17 protein-coding genes and 1 pseudogene are annotated in these 15,439 nt (G+C 65.1%); 10 read left to right on the top strand and 8 right to left on the bottom strand.

The genetic code is table 11. The features are described from left to right. Window positions 1-108: 108 nt before the first annotated feature. Window positions 109-942, top strand: coding sequence for a pyrroline-5-carboxylate reductase (gene proC / locus ACQCSW_RS17570; RefSeq protein WP_426987914.1), 834 nt, complete (start codon window positions 109-111; stop codon window positions 940-942). A gap of 93 nt (window positions 943-1,035) precedes the next feature. On the opposite strand, the gene ACQCSW_RS17565 is transcribed toward proC, so the two are convergent. Next, on the bottom strand, window positions 1,036-1,722 hold the full coding sequence (locus ACQCSW_RS17565) for a potassium channel family protein (RefSeq protein WP_058931335.1): 687 nt from the start codon (window positions 1,720-1,722) through the stop codon (window positions 1,036-1,038). Next, entirely contained in the window at window positions 1,715-2,479 is a 765-nt protein-coding gene (locus ACQCSW_RS17560) for a hypothetical protein (RefSeq protein WP_426987911.1), read from the bottom strand. The genes ACQCSW_RS17565 and ACQCSW_RS17560 overlap by 8 nt, the downstream gene beginning before the upstream one ends. 105 nt (window positions 2,480-2,584) lie before the next feature. Here ACQCSW_RS17560 and ACQCSW_RS17555 point away from each other — a divergent pair, with 105 nt between their 5' ends. Both ACQCSW_RS17555 and ACQCSW_RS17550 read left to right on the top strand, forming a co-directional pair. Beyond that, entirely contained in the window at window positions 2,585-3,796 is a 1,212-nt protein-coding gene (locus ACQCSW_RS17555; RefSeq protein WP_426987909.1) for an acetoin utilization protein AcuC, read from the top strand. 79 nt (window positions 3,797-3,875) lie between these two features. After that, a complete protein-coding gene (locus tag ACQCSW_RS17550; RefSeq protein ID WP_426987907.1) occupies window positions 3,876-4,418 on the top strand; it encodes an ArsR/SmtB family transcription factor in 543 nt (180 codons plus the stop codon). 94 nt (window positions 4,419-4,512) lie between these two features. Here ACQCSW_RS17550 and ACQCSW_RS17545 read toward each other — a convergent pair whose 3' ends face one another. Next, window positions 4,513-5,841 carry an alpha-hydroxy acid oxidase gene (locus ACQCSW_RS17545; RefSeq protein WP_426987905.1) on the bottom strand — a complete coding sequence of 443 codons (1,329 nt, stop codon included), beginning with the start codon at window positions 5,839-5,841 and terminating at the stop codon, window positions 4,513-4,515. 63 nt (window positions 5,842-5,904) lie between these two features. Here ACQCSW_RS17545 and ACQCSW_RS17540 point away from each other — a divergent pair, with 63 nt between their 5' ends. After that, window positions 5,905-6,645, top strand: coding sequence for a FadR/GntR family transcriptional regulator (locus ACQCSW_RS17540; protein WP_426987903.1), 741 nt, complete (start codon window positions 5,905-5,907; stop codon window positions 6,643-6,645). Between the two features lie 82 nt (window positions 6,646-6,727). Here the strand turns inward: ACQCSW_RS17540 and ACQCSW_RS17535 are convergent, their stop codons facing one another. The 3 genes from ACQCSW_RS17535 to ACQCSW_RS17525 form a co-directional block, all read right to left on the bottom strand. Further along, window positions 6,728-7,762 carry a LacI family DNA-binding transcriptional regulator gene (locus ACQCSW_RS17535; RefSeq protein ID WP_426987901.1) on the bottom strand — a complete coding sequence of 345 codons (1,035 nt, stop codon included), beginning with the start codon at window positions 7,760-7,762 and terminating at the stop codon, window positions 6,728-6,730. A 407-nt stretch (window positions 7,763-8,169) separates the two neighbouring features. Continuing rightward, entirely contained in the window at window positions 8,170-9,564 is a 1,395-nt protein-coding gene (locus ACQCSW_RS17530; RefSeq protein ID WP_426990726.1) for an FAD-binding oxidoreductase, read from the bottom strand. A 107-nt stretch (window positions 9,565-9,671) separates the two neighbouring features. Continuing rightward, on the bottom strand, window positions 9,672-10,136 hold the full coding sequence (locus tag ACQCSW_RS17525) for an iron chaperone (protein ID WP_426987899.1): 465 nt from the start codon (window positions 10,134-10,136) through the stop codon (window positions 9,672-9,674). Window positions 10,137-10,234: 98 nt separating this feature from the next. Here ACQCSW_RS17525 and ACQCSW_RS17520 point away from each other — a divergent pair. From ACQCSW_RS17520 to ACQCSW_RS17505, 4 genes and pseudogenes are all read left to right on the top strand, one after another. Continuing rightward, window positions 10,235-10,339: pseudogene (locus tag ACQCSW_RS17520) on the top strand (acetylxylan esterase); the annotation flags it as partial. A gap of 263 nt (window positions 10,340-10,602) precedes the next feature. Further along, complete coding sequence (locus ACQCSW_RS17515) at window positions 10,603-11,709, top strand: 3-deoxy-7-phosphoheptulonate synthase (RefSeq protein WP_426987897.1); 1,107 nt, start codon at window positions 10,603-10,605, stop codon at window positions 11,707-11,709. A 142-nt stretch (window positions 11,710-11,851) separates the two neighbouring features. After that, on the top strand, window positions 11,852-12,064 hold the full coding sequence (locus ACQCSW_RS17510) for a helix-turn-helix domain-containing protein (protein ID WP_190987656.1): 213 nt from the start codon (window positions 11,852-11,854) through the stop codon (window positions 12,062-12,064). Window positions 12,065-12,220: 156 nt separating this feature from the next. Further along, window positions 12,221-12,319 (top strand): 30S ribosomal protein bS22, encoded by a 99-nt coding sequence (locus ACQCSW_RS17505; protein ID WP_003792170.1) that lies wholly within the window; start codon window positions 12,221-12,223, stop codon window positions 12,317-12,319. A 133-nt stretch (window positions 12,320-12,452) separates the two neighbouring features. Here ACQCSW_RS17505 and ACQCSW_RS17500 read toward each other — a convergent pair whose 3' ends face one another. Then, entirely contained in the window at window positions 12,453-13,271 is an 819-nt protein-coding gene (locus tag ACQCSW_RS17500) for an HAD family hydrolase (protein ID WP_426987894.1), read from the bottom strand. Between the two features lie 126 nt (window positions 13,272-13,397). Here ACQCSW_RS17500 and ACQCSW_RS17495 point away from each other — a divergent pair, with 126 nt between their 5' ends. Continuing rightward, window positions 13,398-13,652 carry a glutaredoxin family protein gene (locus ACQCSW_RS17495; protein ID WP_111908965.1) on the top strand — a complete coding sequence of 85 codons (255 nt, stop codon included), beginning with the start codon at window positions 13,398-13,400 and terminating at the stop codon, window positions 13,650-13,652. A 90-nt stretch (window positions 13,653-13,742) separates the two neighbouring features. Next, on the top strand, window positions 13,743-14,504 hold the full coding sequence (locus ACQCSW_RS17490) for a redox-sensing transcriptional repressor Rex (RefSeq protein WP_426987892.1): 762 nt from the start codon (window positions 13,743-13,745) through the stop codon (window positions 14,502-14,504). A 57-nt stretch (window positions 14,505-14,561) separates the two neighbouring features. Here the strand turns inward: ACQCSW_RS17490 and ACQCSW_RS17485 are convergent, their stop codons facing one another. Continuing rightward, window positions 14,562-15,359 (bottom strand): hypothetical protein, encoded by a 798-nt coding sequence (locus ACQCSW_RS17485; protein WP_426987890.1) that lies wholly within the window; start codon window positions 15,357-15,359, stop codon window positions 14,562-14,564. Window positions 15,360-15,439: the final 80 nt, after the last annotated feature.

The raw sequence follows: 15,439 nt of genomic DNA, 5'->3' as shown, positions 1-15,439 counted from the left end.
AAGCTGCAGCGAACATGGGAGTCCGCTGTGAATCGGTCTCGGCGGGTTCCCGCTTTTCCGATTCGTCCCATTTCTGCAGCCGCCCACGCGAACTGCAATGATGGAACCATGACTAACCGAATCGCCTTCCTTGGCTGTGGATCCATGAACGAAGCCATCCTTTCCGGCCTCCTGGGCGCGGGAACCGATCCCGTCGACGTCGTGGCTACGGTCAGGCGTGCTGAACGCGCCGAGGAGCTTGCTGTGCGTCACCACGGCATCACTGCCATCGCCGGCGAAGAGGAACCGGACAACAACAAGCAGGCGGCCAAGGGATCCGCCGTCGTGATTCTTGGCGTCAAGCCGGTGGGCATCGTCGATCTGGCACGCGAGATCAGCGGCTCCCTGTCTCTGAGCACCATCGTTGTCAGCGTCGCCGCAGCCGTATCGCTGGCGCAACTGGAAGCTGCCCTGCCTCCCGGACAGCCGGTGATCCGCTCCATGCCGAACACCCCTGCCAAGCTGGGCCGCGGCGTCGTCTCCGTTTCACCCGGTACCAACTGCACGCCGGAACAGCTCAAGACTGTCAAGGACATCCTTCGGGCCGCAGGCACCGTGGTGGAGGTGCCCGAGGAGCAAGTGGATGCGTTGTCGGCCATCAGCGGCTCGGGTCCCGCCTACGCGTTCTACCTGGCCGAGGCTATGGCAGCTGCCGGCGTCGAGCTGGGCCTGGATCCTGAGTTGTCGCTGCTCCTGGCCCGGGAGACAGTCGCAGGTGCGGGCTTTATGCTGGCCGAGCCGGGCGCCGATCCCTCAGCCCTGCGCAAGGGAGTGACCAGCCCTAACGGCACCACCGAAAGGGCCATCGCCACCTTTGACGACCGGGGCATTCCGGCCATCATCGCCGCCGGCGCCCGTGCCGCAGCGGACCGCTCCGCGGAGATCACCAAGCAGCTCGGCTAGTCCCCACCGCACAGAGTTTTTGTCCAGATAATGGGCCCAAAAGCACGTTTTCGAGGCAGTATCTGGACAAAAAATCGAGAGTTAGGGCCCCACTTACGGCCGGGCGGCGAACCGTTCCAGCAGGTCTACGTGTCCGGACACGATCAGCATGTCGCGGGCGGACACCTTGGTTTCAGGGCGGGCGTAGGTGAAGTCCTCGCCGGGCGACTTCACGCCCACGATCGTCACGCCGTACTTGGAGCGCACCTTGGACTCATCTAGTGTGAAGCCCACAGTCTCGCGCGGAGGATACATTTTCACGATGGCGAAGTCGTCGTCGAACTCGATGAAGTCCAGCATGCGGCCGGAGACCAAGTGCGCGGCGCGGACGCCAGCGTCGGCCTCGGGGTAGATCACGTGGTTCGCGCCGATCCGGGTGAGGATCTTGCCGTGCGACGGCGTGATGGCCTTGACCCAGAGGTGCTCGATGCCGAGGTCCACCAGGTTCACTGTGATCAGCACGGAGGACTCGATCGAGGTGCCCACGCCACAAACGGCGGAGCTGAACTCCTGTGCACCGAGCTGGCGTAGCGCATCGATATTGGTAGCGTCCGCCTCCACCACGTGGGTGAGGAGCGGCGCCCATTTCTGGACCAGGTTCCGGTCGCGTTCGATCGCCAGCACCTCGCGCCCCTGTTTCACGAGCTGCTCGGCTGTGGACGAGCCGAAGCGGCCCAGCCCGATCACCAGGACCGGCGCGTTGTGGGCGGGGCGGTTGGGTGCTCCTGAGGAATTAGCCAATGATGGGCCTCTCTTCCGGGTAGTGGTACAGCTGGCTGCGTTGGCGCAGTGCCAGCGCAGCGGCAAGGGTGACGGTGCCGACGCGGCCCGCGAACATCAGGGCGGTGAGGACATAAACGCCCCACGGCGGCAGTTCGGCGCTGAGGTTGGTGCTCAGCCCCACGGTGGCGACTCCATGCCACACCGACTGCCAGAAGGGCTCGCCCAACGTCATAAACCGGGGGATCAGCGCCAGCGCCAGGACGCCCTCGATCACCACGGAGGTGACGATGACGATCCGCAGCAGGGTACCCACTTCACCGAGCCGGCCGGCGTTGTTCATGGCTTCCTGCGCGATGAGCTTGCCGCGGACGCCAAGCTTCTTGCTCACCATGAGGGCCAGCAGCGACGCGAGCGTGAGGGTTCCCAAACCGCCCACAAAGATGCCGATCAGGATGACCAGTTGGCCGAAGAAGGACCAGTGCACCGCCGTCGAAACAACCGTAAGGCCAGTCACGCAGACCGCGGACACCGCGGTGAACAACGCCTGGTGTATCGGAGTGGCCGTACCGGTGGCGGAGGAGACGGGCAGCGAAAGGAGGAAAGTGAAGACCAGACAGACCGCCCCGAAGGCGCTCAGGGCAAGCCGGGCGGGCGACGTATTGGCAATATCGTCAATGAAGTCGCGCACGCGGGTGAAGATCCAGAGGCCTTCGCGCTCCGGTGCGGCGGGGTGCCAGCTGGCCGGGTTTCGTGGCCTCGACTGGCGTTGCGTCATGGGGGGGCTTTTCCTCGGTTGAAACTGTTTCCTCCAGTAGTAAACCACTAATGCCCGCGTAATGGCCGGGCTGGGGCAGTGGCGTCCTCCGGTAGCCTGTCATTGATGACATTCCTGCCCGGTCTCAGCCAGCCCGCGCCACCAACGATGGTGGTGTGGAATTCGGCCATGACAGCCTACAATTTTGGCCCGGGCCACCCCATGGCTCCCGCAAGGCTGGACCTGACGGCCCGGCTTTCCCGCAGCCTCGGCCTGCTGGACCTTGCGCATGTGTCCGTGGAGGCTCCGGAGGTTGCGTCCGATGCCCAACTGGAAGCCGTGCACTCGCCTGAGTTTGTGGCCGCGGTCCGTCGGGTCAGCGACGACCCGACCTCGCCGGATGAAGCCCGCGGACTGGGCACCGACGACGATCCGGCCTTCGCCGGCATGCACGAGGCCGCCGCGAGGCTCGCGGGCGGATCGCTGCTCGCCGCGTCCGCCATCCTGGACGGATCCGCGCTCCACGCCGTGAACTTCGGCGGGGGCATGCACCACGCGGCCCGTGACCGAGCCAGCGGCTTCTGCATCTACAACGACTCTGCCTTGGCCGTCCAGAGACTGCTCGACGGCGGCATCCGCCGCGTGGTGTACATCGACGTCGATGCGCACCACGGCGACGGGACGGAAAGCATCTTTTGGGACGACCCCCGGGTCCTGACCATTTCCCTGCATGAAAGCGGACTCACGCTTTTCCCCGGGACCGGCTTCGCGAACGAGATCGGCGGTCCTCAGGCTGAGGGCAGTGCCGTCAACGTTGCCCTGCCGTCGGGCACCGGCGATGCCGGCTGGCTGCGTGCTTTCCACGCTGTGGTGCCGCAGCTCGTGGGCGCGTTCAAGCCGGAAGTCGTCGTCAGCCAGCACGGCTGCGACTCGCACCGCCTTGACCCGCTGGCCCATCTGAACATCAGTGTGGACGGCCAGCGCGAGGCGGCCACCGCCGTCGGGAATCTCGCTGCCCGGCACTGTGAAGGCCGCTGGATCGCCACGGGCGGCGGCGGGTACAGCGTCACCGACGTCGTGCCGCGCTCCTGGAGCCACCTGATCGCCATCGCCGCCGGGCGTCCCGTTCCGCTCCGGACCTCGGTGCCGGAGGATTGGCGCACGTATGTTTCGGACAAATTCGGCATGGATGCCCCGGGCCTGATGGGCGATGACGTGGAGCTCTGGTGGCGGTCCTGGGAAGTGGGGTTCGACCCCAACGACGCCGTGGACCGCACCGTCATGGCCACCCGCAAAGCCGTTTTCCCGTTGCACGGCTTGGATCCCTGGTTCGACTAACCCTTCTTCAACCCGCGCGGTCCGGTCACGGGCGAAATAGTTGATGCCTTGCGACGTATATGTCGCTATGGTGGGAGGCATGGTGACAGACGACGTATTTGCCGTCATTGCGGAAGCAACCCGACGCGACATCCTGGTATCCCTGCGCGCCGGGGACAAAGCAGTGGGCGAGCTGGTGGAAGAACTCTCCGCAAGCCAGCCCACCATTTCCAAGCACCTGAAAGTCCTCCGCGAGGCGCAGTTGGTCAGCATGCGGGCGCAGGGCCAGAAGCGCTATTACGCGCTGAACCCCAAGCCGCTGGAGGGGATCGTCAGCTGGCTGGAGACGTTCGACGTCGGCCCGGCGGCCGCCGTCGCCAAATCCCCCCGTGCTGCGGCGGAAGCGGGCACCGGGCGAGCTGTGGCTGCGCCGCTGCCGGACAACGAAGCCATCGCCGCCGTCCTCGAGCGCCCGGGCGCCGAGCTGAGTCCCGCCGTCGTGATTCACGGCGGCACCGTGGTCCCGCTCAGTGACGACACCGTGCCGCAGCAGATCGGCCGCACGGTTGGCCGCGCCGCCACGAAGGCCGCGGACCTGCTGGCCAACCTCCCGAATCTCCCCAAGTTCGGCCGCAAAAAGTAGCTCCCCCAATACTCTGAGTTTTTGTCCAGATAATGGCCGGAATATCGGCTTTTGGTGCCATTATCTGGACAAAAACTCGGGGCGGAAGCGCGGCTTATTTGTTGAGCAGGCGCACGTGGTCCGGGGTGAGTTCGGAGATCTTGCTGACGCCCAGCAGGGCCATGGTGCGGGCCATGTCCTTTTCCAGGATCTGCAGGGCTCGGTCCACACCTGCCCGGCCGCCGGCCATCAGGCCGTACAGGTAGGCGCGGCCGATCAGCGTGAAGTCGGCGCCCAGCGCAAGGGCGGCCACGATGTCCGCGCCGCTCATGATGCCGGTGTCCAGCATGATGGCCGCGTCTGAGTTGTCCTTGGTGAAGGCTTCCTTGACTCCCGGCAGCAGGTGGAGCGGGATGGGTGCGCGGTCCAGCTGGCGGCCGCCGTGGTTGGAGAGCACCACGCCGTCGGCGCCATGGTCCACCACCTTGCGGGCGTCCCCCACAGTCTGGATGCCCTTGACCACGAGCTTGCCCTTCCAGGTTTCGCGCAGCCAGTCCAGGTCCTCGAACGTGAGGGTGGGGTCGAACATCGAGTTGATGAGGTCGGCCACAGTTCCGGTGTAGCGCGAGAGCGAGGCGAAGGTCAGCGGCTCGTGCGTGAGGAAGTTGAACCACCAGGCCGGGCGGTAGGACGCATCCAGGACGGTCTTGATGGTCAGTGCCGGCGGGATGGTCATGCCGTTGCGCACGTCGCGGAGGCGGGCGCCGGCGACGGCGGTGTCCACGGTGACCATGAGGGTATCGTTCCCGGCTTTGGCGGCGCGCTCGATCAGTTCCAGTGAGCGGTCGCGGTCCGTCCACAGGTACAGCTGGAACCAGTTGCGGCCGTTCGGGGCGGCGGCGGCCACGTCCTCGATGGAGGCGGTGCCCATGGTGGAAAGGGTGTACGGAATGCCGGCGGCCTCAGCTGCCTGCGAGCCGGCGTATTCGCCCTCGGACTGCATCATGCGCGTGAAGCCGGTGGGGGCGATGCCCACAGGCAGCCGGGAAGTCTTGCCCAGGATGTCGGTACTGAGGTCGATGCTGGAGACGTTGCGCAGGATGCCGGGCCGGAATTCGATGTCCAGGAAGGCTTCGCGGGCGCGGCGCAGGGTGATCTCGCCCTCGGCGGCGCCGTCGGTGTAGTCGAACGGTGCCTGCGGTGTGCGTCGTTTGGCCATGTCCCGCAGGTCCCAGATGGTGCTGGCACGCTTCAGCCGGGCGTCCTTGCTGAATTCGGGCTTCTTGAACTGCATCAGCGGGGCCAGGTCCGCGTACTTGGGGATGCGGCGCTTCAGCGCAGCCGGCACCGCTGAAGCGGCCGGACTCGGCGCGGTAGCGGTGGAGACCGGGGCGTCCGGGGCCGGGGTGACCGCGGGATTGTTCGGCTGGATGGTGCGGGTCATGGCTGCCTCCGTTGGTGGGCCTGGCACAGGGGGTTTGGCTGTGGTCTAACCACACTCTAGGTTATGTGGTCCAACCACATCAACTACGATAGCGATATGCGTACGCACCAGCTTGTCCTGACGTGGATCGAAAAGCAGCTCTCCGACGGCCAGCTGAGCGTGGGCGGACGCCTGCCCGCGGAACGGACACTCGCTGAGCAGCTTGCGGTTTCAAGAACCTCGGTGCGCGAGGCGATCCGCATCCTGGAGGCCATGGGGGTGGTCCGGGCCGGGGTTGGTTCCGGCCCGGAAGCAGGGACTGTGGTGATTTCGGATCCGACGGCGGCGCTTGGCTCGGCGCTGCGCCTCCACGTTGCCACGCAGCATCTGCCCGTGTCCGACATCGTGGAAACGCGCATCCTGCTGGAGGCCTGGGCGGCTGCCCGGGCAAAGCCGGACGCTCCGGAGCTGGAACAGGCCGCCACGCTCCTGGGCGAGATGGACGCCGTCGAACGCGTAGCCCGGACGGCGGATGACTTCCTGGCGTTGGACATCCGGTTCCATCTGGCACTCGCGGACGCCGCCGGCAATGCCGTGGTCAGCGCCATGATGGGCTCGCTGCGCGAATCCATCCAGGGGTATACCGCCAGGTTTACGGCCAATCTTCCAGACTGGGATGCCACTGCGTCGCGTCTGCAGGCGGAGCACCGTGACATTCTGGCCGCCATCAGGAACGACGACGGCGCTCGCGCGGCAACGCTGGTGGCTGCCCATATCGAGGGGTACTACCGCGAGGCGGGGGTTGGGCGCCAGGCGGAGGACTGACAGCGATTCGACATGGCATTTCGCGGCAGTGTTCACGAACAACACTGCCGCGAAATGTCATGTCGCGGGGGATTGGGGCGGGTCAGCCGTGGGTCGCAGAACGTGGCGCCTTGGCGGGGCCGCTGCTGGCCCGGATTTCCAGGCGCGGCTGGTACCGGCCGCCGGGGGCATCGTGGTCTTCCTCGCGGATGAGTGCCCGCAGTTCACGCCAGGCCTGGCCGCCGAGTTCGGCAATGGGGACCGCCGCGGTGGTCAGGGTGGGCGTGGTGTAGCGGGCGAAGGGGATGTCGTCGAAGCCGGTGACGGAAATGTCGCCCGGAACGTCCACGCCGCGTTCGTGCAGTCCGCTCATCAGGCCCATGGCCACGAGGTCGTTGAAGGCCAGGATGCCTGTGGCGCCGCTGGCCAGGACCGAGTCCACTGCCCCGTGGCCGGAATCGAAGTCCGAGCCGCCGTCGAGCTTGGTGACATCTACCTGCGGGTGCCTGGCCTTGAACGCCTCCAGGCCCTCGAGTCGGAGGCCGTTGGAGGCACTGCCTGCCGGACCGGCCAGGAAGGCCAGGCGCCTATGGCCGAGGCCCACCAGGTACTCGGCGAGGTCCCGGACTCCCTGCCCGTAGTCCACCACGAGGCTCGGAATCCCGGCAGCCGCCGTCGTCCGGTTGATCAGGACCAGCGGGTGCAGCGATGGTGCGATTTCCTCAAGCTCGGCATCGCTCATGCGCGGGGCGCAGAGAACCAGGCCGTCGCACCGCCGGCGGGCCTCGCCGGCCAGGATGGCTTCCTCGCTGGAGACTTCGAAGGAATCGGCAATCAGGACGCGGTAGCCATCTTCCGCCGCAGCCCGGCTCAATCCGCGCAGGATCGCCTGGAAGGTGGGGTTGGCAAGGTCCGGCACCACAATGCCGATGGTGTCCGTCTTTCCCAGCGCGAGGCTGCGCGCCACGGGATTGGGTTGGTATTTGAGCTCGACGGCGGCCGCCCGTACCCGTGCCGCGATGTCCGGGTCCACGGTGAAGTTGCCGTTCATTACGCGCGAAACAGTGGCGTGCGATACCCCTGCCTTTACGGCAACGTCGACAATGCCGATCCTGCCGGTTGCCGATTTCTTGGCCATGGCCTGCCTTTTCTTAAGTCCCGGTCCCCGTAAATACCGGCGCCCGTGGGACAGCATACAAGGCCTTCGGAAACCGGTTTCCATTCGCTCGGCGAGCCCGCTGGAGGCCGTGTCGCCACCGAAAGGGCCTTTCGGTCAGAAAACGCTTTCTCTTGGAGAGGATAAGGGTTGACGACCGTTCGTCTATTGATAGAAACCATGTGCTGCGGCCGACCTATTACATGCCCAGCGGGGCTGCCCAGTTGCCGTTCCGGCTGCCACTGCCGCCTTCCTGGTACTTACCGCAGCGTGCGCATCGCCGGTAGCTGCCGCCGTCGTCCGTGGTTTGGATGCGCCAATCGTGGCGCAGATTCAACTTGCACAGCAGGGCTTTGAGCATGACGTTCTCTGATCCAATAGCAAGGTCATCAGTCAGGCGTGATGTTCTGGTTAAGCCTGAAGAAGTTCGTCGGGTCGTACGTGCGCTTGAGTGCCTTGAGCCGGTCGTATTTGGCGGCGCCGTACGCCTGCCTGACGCGCTCCTCGCCCTCTTCCATAAGGAAGTTCACGTACACGCTGGTGTGGTGGGGCGCCAGGGCGGACCAATAGTCCCGGGCCCACTGGCGCTCGGCGTCGAAGCCGTGGGCGGTCTTGCTGTTGCCGTTGATGTTGAAGGTGAACCCGGCTTGGCGGCCGTTGAACGCGGTCGCATCCTCGTCGATCCTTCCCACGGCTCCGCCCATCTGCCACAGCGCGATGCTGGTGATCGGTGAAATGATGCGCCAGCCATGCTCGACGACGATGTCGATGACGTCGTCGCTGAGACCTGCGACGTCACAGGACCGGACATAGTAGTGCCAGCCGTGGGGGAACGAGGGATCGAACATCTTCTGATGCTCCAGAAACGGCTTTGGCCGGCAAAAATCAAGCACGGGCGAACCGAATTGCTTGAGCGGCCGCAGGACCCGTTCGCCCTCCTCGACCGGTCCCGCGTAGCAGGCGACGATCGCAATGACGTGCTTGCCGACCATTTCCGGTGGGACGATGGGCAGCGCCGGTGCCCTCCGCTGCACGGCGATGGTCATAAGCTCGTCGGGGCAGTCCGCGATCCAGTCCCGATAAAACCGCAGCACTTCCGGGGCATCTTCCATCGCCCAGAAGACCGGACCCGCCATAACGTAGGGGCCCACAGGGTTCAGCCGGAACTCGAAGTCGGTGACGATGCCGAAGTTCCCGCCGCCGCCCCGCACGCCCCAGAAGAGGTCCGCATTCTGATCCTCGCTGGCCCTGACCAGCTCGCCGTCGGCGGTGATCACATCCACGGACAGCAGCTGATCGATCGACAGTCCATACTTGCGCATGACCCAGCCGATACCGCCGCCCAGCGTGAGGCCCGCAACCCCCGTATGGGTAACAATTCCGGACGGCACAGCGAGGCCGAATTCCTGGGTCTCGCGATCGAGTTCGCCGAGCAGTACCCCGGCCTGGACACGCACTGTTCGGGCCTCGGGGTCCACCCGGATCCCTTTCATCGGTCCGAGATCGATGAGCAGGCCGTTGTCGCACACTGACAGCCCGGGGAAGCTGTGACCGCCTCCACGCACGGCGACCAGCAGGTCCTGCGACCGGGCCAGCCGGATCGCAGCGCGGACGTCTGCGACGCCGGTGCAGCGGGCTATGAGTGCGGGACTGCGATCAATCGAACCGTTCCACACCCTGCGGTGCTCGTCGTAACCAGCGTCGTCAGGACGGACGAGTTCACCGCGAAAGGATGTCTGCAATTCGTCGACAGCAACGCCGTCGATCTCCGCGCTTTGTGCCATGGGACTCACGGACCTCTCGCTCCTTCCAGCAGACTCCCACCGTTCTGACGAACTCGCAAGGGGAAACTGCCGGAGCTCGCCCGCCCCGTCCAGGGCGGGCTTAGCCGCTAGCTGACGGCCTTCTTCACGAGCTCGATGATTCTTGTTTCGTCGGCGGCAGTGAGCTCCGTCAGGGCAAAGGAAGTCGGCCACATGGTGCCGTCGTCGAGGCCGGCCACGTCGTTGAAGCCGAGGGTTGAATACCGGGTCTTGAACTTGTGCGAGCTTTGGAAAAAGCAGACCACCTTGCCGTCCTTGGCATACCCGGGCATCCCGTACCAGGTCTTCGGTGTGAGTTCCGGGGCACTGGCCTTGACGATGGCATGGATCTGCTCCGCCATGACGCGGTCCGGTTCCGGCATCTCGGCGATCTTTGCGAGGACCTCGCTTTCCCCGTCAACCTTGGCGCTGCGTGATCCGCGGCGCGACTCAGCCTTGAGCTCCTGCGCGCGTTCCTTCATCGCGGCCCGTTCTTCCTCGTCGAATCCTTCGTACGACTTGGCGCTCGCTGTGGGCTTATCCGTGTCTTTCATCGCGGGTTCCTTCCTTCGCGGGGTAGTGGATCCCACACTAATGTCCGGCGGTCACAGCGGCTTCTCCAGAACTGCTCGATGCCGCCGCCGACGCCTACGGCGGCGCGAAGGAGATCGAGGTCTCCCGGTTCAACAACCACGAGGGCGGCCAGAAGCACCACTGGATCAGGCAGCTGCAGTACCTCCGCGAGCTCCTGGGCTGATCGGGAGGGGCGGCGGCTGACTGGGCGCGGATTTCCACGTATGACGGACTCGATTTTGCGGCCATTACAGCCCGCGGTTATGGTGTGCCTATGACAAACCGTTGGTATGCGTATTTTTCGTTGGCTCTGGAGGAGCCCGCGTCTAACTGACACGCATCCATCTTCCTTCAGAGCCAACAGGGCAGAGATCATTCTCTGCCCTTCGCCATTTCTCCGGCGGGTTCTGATCTGGGCCCGCTTCCTATCTGGAACAGGACCCGAACATGAGCACCGCGACAGCCACTCCCTCAAAATCCACGTCCAATCTGCGCGTCAGCGAATTCACACCGCTGCCCACGCCCCAGGAGCTCATCGCCGAGCTGCCCTTGGACGCCCGGGTGACGGACGTCGTCGAGCGTGGCCGCGACGAGGTCCGCGCCATCATGGACGGCGTGGATGACCGGCTGCTGGTCATCGTTGGCCCCTGCTCCATCCATGATCCCAAGGCAGGGCTGGAATACGCCCGGCGCCTGCTCAGCCAGGCAGAAAAGCACCGTGACGACCTCCTGATCGTGATGCGCACCTACTTCGAAAAGCCGCGCACGACGGTGGGCTGGAAGGGCCTGATCAACGATCCTCGCCTGGACGGCAGCCACGACATGGTCACCGGGCTCCGGACCGCCCGGGAGTTCCTGCAGCAGGTCACCGCGCTCGGACTGCCCACCGCCACCGAATTCCTGGAACCCATCAGCCCCCAGTACATGGCGGACCTGATCTCGTGGGGAGCCATCGGGGCCCGCACCACCGAGAGCCAGATCCACCGCCAGCTTGCCTCCGGACTCTCCATGCCCATCGGATTCAAGAACGGGACCGACGGCGACCCCCAGGTCGCGCTCGACGCGTGCGGCGCCGCCGCCGCCGCCCAGGCGTTCCTGGGGATCGACGGCGACGGCCGGGCTGCGCTGGTGGCCACCGCCGGGAACCCGGACACCCACGTCATCCTCCGTGGCGGCCGGAAGGGGCCCAACTACTCAGCGGCCGACGTCGAAAGCGCCTCCGCCAAGCTCGCTGGCAAGGGGCTCAACCCCCGGCTGATCGTGGACGCCAGCCACGCCAACAGCGGCAAGAGCCACCACCGGCAGGCGGAAGTGGCACTGGAAATCGGTGCGCAGCTGGAGGACGGCGGCGCGGCGGCACAGGCCATCGCGGGCGTTATGCTGGAGAGCTTCCTGGTGGGCGGTGCCCAGAACCTGGATGTCACAGAGCACGCGGCGGGGCGGGCGGAACTGGTCTACGGCCAGAGTGTCACGGACGCGTGCATGGATTGGGACGTATCCGTTTCGGTCCTCGATCAGCTCGGAGCGTCCGCCCGGAAGCGCCGGACCGCTTAATGATTGCCCGGATGACTTTCACTACAGCCCCATGAACCTCTAGAGTATCTAACACATGGTTGGTGGATGGCTCAGCATCGGCACACCGCAATGAAACACAGCTGGGGTTACTGTCGTCATCCGTCAGCAAAGGAATAGCGAAATGTCCGCAGAACAGAACTTCTCGAACGCGAAGTTCCTGACCGTGGCCGAAGTGGCCGAGGTCATGCGCGTCTCCAAGATGACCGTTTATCGGTTGGTCCACTCAGGCGAAATGCCTGCGGTGCGTTTCGGCCGGTCGTACCGGGTGCCGGAGAGCGCCGTCGAGCAGTACCTCAAGGGTGCTGTGGTGGACGGGCACACCGAAACTGCCTGAGCATTACCTGCGGTCAGTGGGCATCGCCAAGAAGCGGTACCCTGTTAAGGAACGTTTTACGTCATTGTAAGAATCTGTCAGTTGTTTCAGTCTGTAGCTCTGTCCACGGACCATTTCCATCAGACAGGTACTGCATCTAGTTTGTGAGGAACTTTCGTGGGTTCAGTTATTAAGAAGCGTCGCAAGCGTATGGCCAAGAAGAAGCACCGCAAGTTGCTTCGTAAGACCCGTCACCAGCGCCGCAATAAGAAGTAGAGATACTTCGACAAGCGTGAAATGCCCGTTGCCTCTCCGGCAGCGGGCATTTTTTTGTGCGCCCGGCAACGGCCCGCCCGACTAGGTCGCAGTAGATGTCGCTATGAGCCCTCATAAGGACATGTACTGCTACTTAGATGCGGGGGCCGCGCATCCGGGAGTATCCGCGCCAGAGCCCGTACACGGCGCCGCCGGCCGTAGCTGCCTTGAGCCCCAGGGTGGCGGCGCGGCGGCCGGAACGGAAATCGTAGACCGGCCAGTTGTTGTCCCGCGCGTGGCGGCGGAGCCTGGAATCGGGATTGATGGCCACGGGATGCCCCACCACTGTCAGCAGCGGGATGTCATTGTAGGAATCGCTGTAGGCCCAGCACCGTTTGAGGTCCAGGCCTTCGGCGTCGGCCATTTCCCGGACAGCCACAGCCTTGGCTGCACCGTGCAGGATGTCACCCACCAGCCGGCCGGTGTACATGCCGTCGGCAACCTCGCCTACCGTGCCCAAGGCTCCGGTCAGGCCCAGCCTGGTTGAAATGACCGCGGCGACCTCAATGGGGGTTGCTGTGACCAGCCAGACCCGCCGCCCCACGCGGAGGTGCTGCTGCGCCAGTGCCTTGGCGCCGGGCCAGATCCTGGACGCGATCATTTCGTCGTAGACCTCTTCGCCCAAGGCCTTGACGTCTTCCACCGTGATGCCCGCAGCGAGGGTAAGGGCGGAATCGCGGACAGCGTGGACGTCGTCCATGTTCTCGCCGCGCGCCACAAATTTGAACTGCTTCCACGCGAACCCCGCAGCCTGCGTCAGCGTAAAGGCGCCGCGCTGGTGCATCTTGCGGGCAACGTGGAAAAGGCTGGCGCCCTTCATAAGGGTGTTATCGACGTCGAAGAAGGCGGCTTCGCCGGTCTGCATCAACGCATCCGGCTGGGTCACCACAGCGACGTACTTCTCCTCGGGCATGTCCACGAGTCTAGTCAATACTCGGTGACCGAGATTTCAGTGCCGGTGCCAGTGTCTGGGCCCGCCCCGATGCCCGTGCCTCCGTGTGCCCCGCCGTCGGCAGCTAAAGGGGGATACGGTTAATGCATGGCAAAGCCCGAGGTAGTCCTCATCACCAAAGCAGACTGTCACCTGTGCGCGGCGGCGCGCGACGCCGTCGGACGCGTTACTGCCCTGCTGGGACTTGGGTGGACGGAACAGCAGGTTGACGAACTGCCGGAACTGCGTGAACGGTACGCGGAGGAAATCCCCGTGGTCCTGGTGGATGGCATCCAGCGCGATTTCTGGAAGATCGACGAAGCCCGGCTGGAGCGCGTCCTCCAACGCGCCATGGCCCAATAGGGAAGCGGCCTCGCAGAATGACACCGGCTTTGTTGGCACCAGCGGCGGGGCTCTAGAGTGGAGTCACGACGCGATGGGATGGAGGGGATAGTGACTTCGCTGGATTCATCTCCCCAGGCTGTCCAAGGTGCAGAGAATGTCCACGGGACACCGCCTGTCCACGGGACACAGCTTGCCCACGGGACACAGCCTGCCCACGGCACAGAGGCCGCCAAGCAGATACCGCCCGCAGCAGTGGCACGGTTGACCATCTACCTGCGCGCCCTTAACACGCTGCTGTCCGACGGCGTCGAACGAGTATCTTCGGAATCCCTTGCCGAAGCTTCGGGCGTGAGCTCGTCAACTCTGCGCAAGGACGTTTCCTATGTGGGTTCCTACGGTACGCGCGGCGTGGGCTACGAAGTGCAGTACCTGAGCCGTCACATCTCCGCGGCCTTGGGGCTGACCCATGACTGGAAGGTCGCCATTGTTGGCGCGGGTAACCTGGGCAAAGCCCTGGCCCGCTACGGCGGCTTCGAGTCCCGCGGTTTTGACGTGGTGGCAATTTTCGACGCCGACCAGATGGTGGTGGGCAATGAGGTGGGCTGGCTGCGCGTCAGCGACGCCGCGGACATGGAGGCCGTGCTGCAGCGGACCGGCGCCAACATGGTGGTCCTGGCACTTCCGGCCACCGTGGCGCAGGCCGTGTGCGACCGCGTGGTGGCGGCCGGCGTCCACAGCATCCTGAGCTTCGCCCCCGTCATGCTGCAGGTCCCCGAGGGTGTCAACCTCCGCAAGGTGGACATGGCCACCGAACTGCAGATCCTCGCCTATCATGCACAACGGGCGCAGACCCCGGACCAGACCGCCTAGTTCTTCGGCGCTTGGTGGGGTCCGCGCCCGTTGGGGTGTGGATTCGACTGGTTGGTACTACTGGCCGTAGGGGTTGCCAGGCGTGGTGCCCGGGGTGCCGTACGGGCTGCCGAACGCGTGCTGCTTACGGAAGTAGGGTGCCGACGCCGGCAGGTAGAGCAGGACGATGGCCGCGATCCCCGCGAGAGTTCCCAGGGTTCCGAGGCCCGGTACGCCGAAGAGGCCGAAAACGGACAGCGCCGCGAAAACGGTGCCGAGGATGCGGGCCCAGTTCTTGCCCTTGCGGACGAAGAGCGCCACCAGTGCGTACAACCCCGCACCGATGATCGCCAAGACTACGAGCGATCCGGCAAGGACGCCCTTGAAGTCGTCGAACGCGAATTCCGCACCAGTGGCGCCGCTGCTGCGCATGGCCTCGTCGAACGCATTCCGGATCTGAGGATCGTCAAGCATGCCGATGCCCATGAGCAGGCTGATCACAAATACCACGCCCGAGGCAATCAGCAGCCAGAACGAGATATTGACCAACTGGGGAACCCCGTTGGAGCCCGTGGCCTGCGGCTGTTCGGACGGGTACTGCGCGTAAGGGGACTGTCCGTACGGCTGCTGGCCAGAGGGCGGGGGAGTGGGCTGGCCGAACTGCGGCGGGTTGTTCTGCCCATACTGCGGGGCGTTCTGCCCGTACTGTGGCGCCGGGGGAGCCTGCTGCCCATACTGCGGGGCGTTCTGCCCATACTGTGGCGCCGGTGGCGTGGGCTGCCCGAACTGCGGGCTGTTCTCGCCGTATCGGGGCGCTGGCGGCTGGTTGCCGGGCTCGGGTTCGTTCGGGACGGGAGGCGGGACAGGCGTGCTCATGAGCGGTCCTTTGCAGGTCGGATGTCAGTTCGGCTGCTGGGTGCAGTCCAACTGGCCTGCCCCCAGAACGGCTTACTTCC

The sequence above is a fragment of the Pseudarthrobacter sp. Y6 genome (assembly GCF_050156205.1).
In the GTDB taxonomy this organism is placed as follows: domain Bacteria; phylum Actinomycetota; class Actinomycetes; order Actinomycetales; family Micrococcaceae; genus Arthrobacter.
Note: the sequence above shows the minus strand (reverse complement) of the source record. Positions and strands in the feature narration are given on the sequence as shown.

Excerpts from the sequence above, each read along its gene's own strand:
- ACQCSW_RS17540 (WP_426987903.1), top strand. The coding sequence starts at position 5,905 with ATGTGGTCCAACCACATCAACTACGATAGCGATATGCGTACGCACCAG.
- ACQCSW_RS17535 (WP_426987901.1), bottom strand. The coding sequence starts at position 7,762 with ATGGCCAAGAAATCGGCAACCGGCAGGATCGGCATTGTCGACGTTGCC.
- ACQCSW_RS17530 (WP_426990726.1), bottom strand. The coding sequence starts at position 9,564 with ATGGCACAAAGCGCGGAGATCGACGGCGTTGCTGTCGACGAATTGCAG.
- ACQCSW_RS17515 (WP_426987897.1), top strand. The coding sequence starts at position 10,603 with ATGAGCACCGCGACAGCCACTCCCTCAAAATCCACGTCCAATCTGCGC.
- ACQCSW_RS17545 (WP_426987905.1), bottom strand. The coding sequence starts at position 5,841 with ATGACCCGCACCATCCAGCCGAACAATCCCGCGGTCACCCCGGCCCCG.
- ACQCSW_RS17555 (WP_426987909.1), top strand. The coding sequence starts at position 2,585 with ATGACATTCCTGCCCGGTCTCAGCCAGCCCGCGCCACCAACGATGGTG.
- ACQCSW_RS17525 (WP_426987899.1), bottom strand. The coding sequence starts at position 10,136 with ATGAAAGACACGGATAAGCCCACAGCGAGCGCCAAGTCGTACGAAGGA.
- ACQCSW_RS17510 (WP_190987656.1), top strand. The coding sequence starts at position 11,852 with ATGTCCGCAGAACAGAACTTCTCGAACGCGAAGTTCCTGACCGTGGCC.
- ACQCSW_RS17495 (WP_111908965.1), top strand. The coding sequence starts at position 13,398 with ATGGCAAAGCCCGAGGTAGTCCTCATCACCAAAGCAGACTGTCACCTG.
- ACQCSW_RS17560 (WP_426987911.1), bottom strand. The coding sequence starts at position 2,479 with ATGACGCAACGCCAGTCGAGGCCACGAAACCCGGCCAGCTGGCACCCC.
- ACQCSW_RS17500 (WP_426987894.1), bottom strand. The coding sequence starts at position 13,271 with ATGCCCGAGGAGAAGTACGTCGCTGTGGTGACCCAGCCGGATGCGTTG.
- proC (WP_426987914.1), top strand. The coding sequence starts at position 109 with ATGACTAACCGAATCGCCTTCCTTGGCTGTGGATCCATGAACGAAGCC.
- ACQCSW_RS17485 (WP_426987890.1), bottom strand. The coding sequence starts at position 15,359 with ATGAGCACGCCTGTCCCGCCTCCCGTCCCGAACGAACCCGAGCCCGGC.
- ACQCSW_RS17550 (WP_426987907.1), top strand. The coding sequence starts at position 3,876 with ATGGTGACAGACGACGTATTTGCCGTCATTGCGGAAGCAACCCGACGC.